General features: G+C 39.6%; 2 protein-coding genes and 1 pseudogene. 1 reads left to right on the top strand and 2 read right to left on the bottom strand.

The window, feature by feature from the left end:
• A pseudogene (locus G4P69_RS34915) lies at window positions 1-335 on the top strand (hypothetical protein); the annotation flags it as partial.
• A gap of 63 nt (window positions 336-398) precedes the next feature.
• Here G4P69_RS34915 and G4P69_RS34910 read toward each other — a convergent pair.
• Window positions 399-1,877, bottom strand: coding sequence for a dolichyl-phosphate-mannose--protein mannosyltransferase (locus G4P69_RS34910; protein ID WP_208343629.1), 1,479 nt, complete (start codon window positions 1,875-1,877; stop codon window positions 399-401).
• A gap of 113 nt (window positions 1,878-1,990) precedes the next feature.
• On the bottom strand, window positions 1,991-5,683 hold the full coding sequence (locus G4P69_RS34905) for a PEP/pyruvate-binding domain-containing protein (protein WP_208343630.1): 3,693 nt from the start codon (window positions 5,681-5,683) through the stop codon (window positions 1,991-1,993).
• Between the last annotated feature and the right edge of the window lie 523 nt (window positions 5,684-6,206).

The following is a 6,206-nucleotide window of genomic DNA, read 5'->3' as shown; positions in this document are numbered from 1 at the left end:
AATCTGTATGTCACAAAGTTTATGAGAACTTCAAATCTTTCAAACAGCTTCTAGATAAACACTACGCGGAAGGTACGAAAAGACCAAAGTTGCCTGGATATAGAGAAAAAGGAGCAATGTTTGAAGTAACTTACCCCGGTCAAGCAGTTAAAATTGAGGGAGAAAACGGAATAAAATTTGCAACTATTTCAACAGGAATACAATTTAGAAAGTTACGTAAAGAAGATGTGGTTGGGAAAAAATCTTTCGTTGAGGCACTATTAATTCCTACCGCATATACAAGACAAATGAGGTACACCGATAGTCCAAGGGCAAACGCCGTTTGCCCCTACTAATGTACCTCACGTACCTCGAAGGCACTGTATGATGACTTCTATCAATGCGTAAGTCTTAGGAGCTCAAATCCAGGATTTTATACCCATCCACATGATTCTGGAGTGATAGGCTTGAGTTGAAAGAGGTAACCCTAAATAAATAGGCATCCAGAAAACGAAGGCAAACAAAACGAGAAAGGTGATTGTGATCCCAAATACCCGGAGTTCTTTGTAGTAACTGCTCAGCGCCTGATCGACAAGCCACGCGATCGCCAAAAAAGCAAACACCACTCCTGTCATATAGTGGTATATAAAAACGCAGCGAGTAACTGTCACCCAAGGTAGTAGATGAACAAAATAATTGACAACCAAGTACAAAGCAATCCAAGTATCAACAGAAAACTTTGTAGGTAAGGAAAAGCCCTTCTCCTTGACTGAAGGAACTACCAACTGCGAAATTAACATCCCAATTAAAAACAAAAGAGCCGCAACGGCAAACCACCATAAAAACGGATTACCCATTGCATGAACGTCGTAAACTATTTTACCTGTTCCTGAAGGTAAAGGTGGTCCCATCACTGGTGGTGGAGCGTTTATACTTTGGGTTGTTCCGTAAAAATACGCCATTGGCCTAATCATTAAAGGCCATTTATACCACTCAGCGCAGTAAGGATGAACTTTAGGAGTATTGCCACCAAGACGTTCATGAAAAGCCAAAATTTGCTTATGTACTTCTATAAATCCGTATCTTGTATCTAGCAGTAAGTGAGGAATCCAAATGATACTGTAAATAATAAACGGGATTATTCCCAAATAAAAAAGGATTTGCCAAATATTAATTTGTGTTAGATTTTGTAACGGACTTTGAACAATGAGTTTTGTATCAGATGCAGTTTCTAACTGATTTGTTAAATCCTTTTGGTTATCAGTAACTAAATTCTTTGCCCAAGCTAGTAACCAAATTACATAAGCACCCAGCAAATACCATAAACCATTCCACTTAGTAGCAGTTGATGCACCAAAAGCTATCCCAGCTAATATTAACCAAAATGTACGTCGGTTTCTGCGACTTGCCAATGCTAATAAAAAGAACCACTGCCCTAATAGTCCAAAAATTACAATGTATTGGTTAATCAAAGCATAACGAGACTCAACAAGAAATATACCGTCGCAAGCTGTGAACAAACCCGCAAGCAAAGCAAAGCTACGACGATAACTTAAATGGTAGGCAATTGCTGCAACAATTAACGGAATAAATGAGCCTGAAAAAGCGTTGATCCATCGATAATTTAAAGGTGATAGTAATGAACCAGTAAATCCGTTTACCTCGCCTTGGAAAAAAGGAACGTGAGTACTAATCCAAATTCCCAGCGCAATGATCAATTTACCCAGAGGGGGATGCCCATCAAAAAAAGGATGATGTTTGAGATAGTCATTGCCAAATTTGGCATAATAAACTTCGTCAAATACTAAAGTATTAAACCTATCCAATCCCCAAAACCTCAGAATGAGTGATAGTAAAAATACTCCACTCATACCAATCCAAAACCACTTTTTAGCCATTTGTCATTAGTTAACTTTAGTTATTAGTTTTTAGTGTTAATTGTTAATTGTTAATAGAGTGTTTCTCTGCACCAACCAATAACGGCTAACAAATAACAAATAACTACTAACCACTAACTATTTTCAACCTTTGCAATTTCCAGCATTGTCTTTAAGACAGAATCTGGATTAAGACTGATAGAGTCGATTCCTTGCTCTACTAAAAATTGAGCAAATTCTGGATAATCGCTTGGTGCTTGTCCACAAATGCCGATTTTGCGATTGTGTTTTTTGGCGGCGGCGATCGCGAATTTCACCATCCGTTTTACACCCTCACTGCGTTCATCGAACAATCGAGCTACCAATGCTGAATCCCTATCTAAACCAAGTGTAAGTTGAGTTAAGTCATTTGAACCAATTGAGAACCCATCAAAGACTTGTGCGAAGTCCTCAGCTAGGATAACATTGTTAGGCAACTCGCACATCACATAGACCTGCAAATTATTAACCCCTTGCTTTAGACCATTTTTTGCCATTTCTGCCAACACTAAACGTCCTTCATCAGGAGTGCGGCAGAAAGGGATCATTGGGATAACGTTTGTTAAACCCATATCGTCTCTTACTTGCTTGATAGCATAACACTCCAGAGCAAAAGCTTCTCTATAGCCTTCATCATAGTAGCGTGCTGCTCCCCTCCAACCCAGCATCGGGTTTTCTTCTTTAGGCTCAAACTGTTTACCACCCAGCAAGTTAGCGTATTCATTACTCTTAAAATCTGACATCCGCACAATAACTGGTTTGGGATAAAATGCTCCAGCAATCCTACCAACACCTTGGGCTAATTTATCAACGAAATACTGGGATTTATCCTCATACAAAGCAGTTATTTCAGCTATTTTAGCCTTAACAAATTCATCTTCTAACTCGTCAAAGTGAATCAATGCCATTGGATGGGTTTGGATGTAGTTAGCGATAATAAACTCTGTCCTCGCTAAACCAACCCCTCCATTGGGAATAGCAGACAAACTAAAAGCTTCTTGGGGATTGCCTACATTCATTAAAATCTCGGTGCGGGTATGGGGTAGGTTTTCTAGCGTAACTTCTTGGACTTCAAAAGGTAATAAACCCTCATAAACCCGTCCTTCTTCGCCTTCAGCACAAGAAACTGTTATCTCTTGATTATTTTTTAAAATTCCTGTAGCATCGCCACACCCAACAATTGCAGGTACGCCTAATTCACGTGCTATTATCGCTGCATGGCAGTTACACACAATAACTGGTGTGTATTTGCTTGTGAAGACAACATAGTTATGATGTTTAGCAACTGTAATGTTATAAACATCTCCCCAAGTTTCTTCTTCGACTAAAACCACTCGCTGCATACTGAGATCTCCCGCAAGTAGTTCCTCAAAAAAGCCTGTTTCACGAAGTTGTTTATCTGAAATAAGTAAGTTATTATCCCTTCTAAGCTTCAACTGACCTGTTACAGTGTCGTCAAATAGTTGGCTAGTAGCAAAGAAGCGAGTTTGTATTGTTCTGTCGGTCACTTCACCGTGAACTCGGTTAGTAAACTGGAATATCTCGGTTAGCTTTTCAACTAATTGCACGTTATGTATACCTCTGTTCTTCGTCACCTGAGGAACAGTACCTATCTTTAAACAAGCTACGATAACAGCTTGTAGAAGAAGGTCTTCTGATACATATATATTGATGCGATTATTCGAGTAGCAGCCATCTCCATCTATTACTCCTGCCAAAAAATGATAAGAGAATTCTACGGAATTGTTCAGCAGCATGCTGACAATATTTTGCTCTTTTTCGTGCAACTCGTATGCAACTCGTTTGGAGTAAAATCTGTAAGCTGTTGCTTGACCTACTACTAATTGACCTCTTATATAGCCGCAAGAATCATTTTTTTTACAGGGAACAAACGATTTTCCGTAAAGAGCGGTCATGCATTCATTCATAGCAGCTATAAATTGCTCCTTTTGAGGGATATCCTTCTGGATAAACTGTACCTCTCCGTGAGTACGGCTTCTATAAATAGAACCATCCGTAAGAATGCCACCTAATAAATAAGCTGTTTCAGTTCTTTCTTCTCTGGAATCAATTAAAGAAGGAATATGTTGTGCTATTAACAACATTTCCCTATGAGTGAGCATCTCTTGAATTTCTGTTTTTATATATTTACCCCGTCTAATATTTATCATTTTATGGTCAGGAGTTAGGCGGAGAATATTGTCAGCTACTCGACCTGTTTGAGATGCGCTGATGCTAATCATCCTTGACTGGCGTTTCATAGAGTCTAAAATTGGTTGCCACTCTATTTTGTTTGTCTCTAGATTCAAGGCAATAGTAAATAACCCTTCATGACCTCGTTCGTAAATCTGCTGCAAGGTCATAAAACCGTTATTTGTTAAAATCTTTGTTTCTCCATCAAAGCACGTGCGCCCCCCTTGATTGGTAATAATTGCACTTGCTTTTTTCATAATCGGCTCCCAGTCGGGATCCGTTCTTTCCGTCACCAAAACTTCTCCAAGTTTAAATTGCTCAATCTTGCTGACATCTAAAATTAAATTTGCTTTTCCTTGACCAATCGCTTCTCCAATTGCGCGACCTGTAACCAAAGGATGTAGACTATTAAGGTTAGGAGTTGAGGTGTCAGCAAATTTTTCTCCACTCCCTATTCCACTTCCCAGTAAACGATAAGTTTTCAAGACACGCTGCTCTTTGTGTGACTGAACTGTTTCAGGGCGTGCTTGTACAACAAAAAGTTCGTTAGTAATACCATCTTTTGCCCACTCTATATCCATGGGCGTATAAAGATCGTGAACTTCGGAATAATGATCTTCTATTAAACATGCCCACTGAGCTAGCTGTAAAATCTCATCATCGTTGAGGGCAAACTTGCCTCTTTCTTCAACAGGGACTGGTACATTTTTGGTGAGCTTAGAGCCGTCATCATAAACCATTTTAAGTTCTTTGCTGCCCAATCTTTTATCGATGATAGGGCGAAAACCTGCTTTTAATGTGGGTTTAAAAACGTAGTATTCGTCAGGGTTAATGTTTCCTTGAACAACGTTTTCTCCTAGACCATAAGCTGCTGTTATCAGAGCAGCATTTTTAAAACCTGTTTCAGTTTCAATGGAGAACATTACCCCAGAAGACGCTAAGTCAGAGCGAACCATTTTCTGCACGCCAACAGCAAGAGCAACGCTGAAGTGGTCAAACCCTTTAATTTCACGATAGGAAATAGCACGATCAGTAAATAAGGAAGCAAAACATTTATGACAAGCGCTTAAGACTCCTTCTACACCCGTGATATTAAGGTAAGATTCTTGTTGTCCTGCAAAACTCGCATCGGGAAGATCTTCAGCAGTGGCACTGGAGCGAACCGCGACGTCTACTGTATACTTATCTGCAAATTCTAAATCCCTCTCAGGTGTAGAAATACACAAGGCTTGGTATGCTGTGGTGATTGCATCCCGTAATTCTGAGGGAAATGGTGTGTGTAAAAGCAGAGCCCGCGCTTTTCTCCCTCGTTCTCGTAGATTTTTTACATCCTCAACATTTAAGTCCGAAAAGAGTTTGCGCAATTTATGTTCTAGACCTGCTGATTCGATAAAATAACGATAGGCATAAGCTGTGGTGGCAAATCCGTTTGGAATATTAACACCTCTAGGCTTTAGTTGTTGAATCATTTCACCCAAAGACGCATTTTTCCCACCAACACGTGGGATATCGGCAATTCCTACTTCATCGAACCACAGGATGAGCGATCGCTCTTGAGAAGAATGAGACGCAGTATTTTTCCCTATTGTTACCATCTTTAGTTAACCTCACTGGTAGATCTTCCGTTTATAAGCAGCGCGATCGCTTGTGCCTATTTGTAATTTACTTTAGAATTTCTTGATTCTTCGTAGCTTTTGTTTTTGGCTTTTATGCTGCTTTTACGTTATTTCCATTCTAGGCTGTACTATTTGACTGACGGTAATAAAAGATAATAGGGGGAGGTTTGAGCATAATTCAGGATTATGTATCTAGCAGATTCCATTCATTAGTCAAGAGCGTACAGTCAATAGTTAACAAAACTTTGAACTAAAAACTTTTGACTATGTGCTGTATAGCATTGCTAGACTACCCATGGGCAGTATCACCATCATCGGTCTATCATCACTAAAAAACTATTTCAAGAGGCAGCTATCATGGGCAAATACGATAAGATTTTTAGTTCCCAAAAGTCTTTGGAAGAAGCACTCAGTTCTCAAGAAGCGATTGCAGCAATCGCAGTAGTCACCGCGATCGCAGATTCTTCATTGGATGATGTGGATGTAGAGCTTATAGCGGATA

The organism is Aetokthonos hydrillicola CCALA 1050 (genome assembly GCF_017591665.1).
Taxonomy (GTDB): domain Bacteria; phylum Cyanobacteriota; class Cyanobacteriia; order Cyanobacteriales; family Nostocaceae; genus Aetokthonos; species Aetokthonos hydrillicola.
This window is presented reverse-complemented; position numbering and strand designations above follow the sequence as displayed.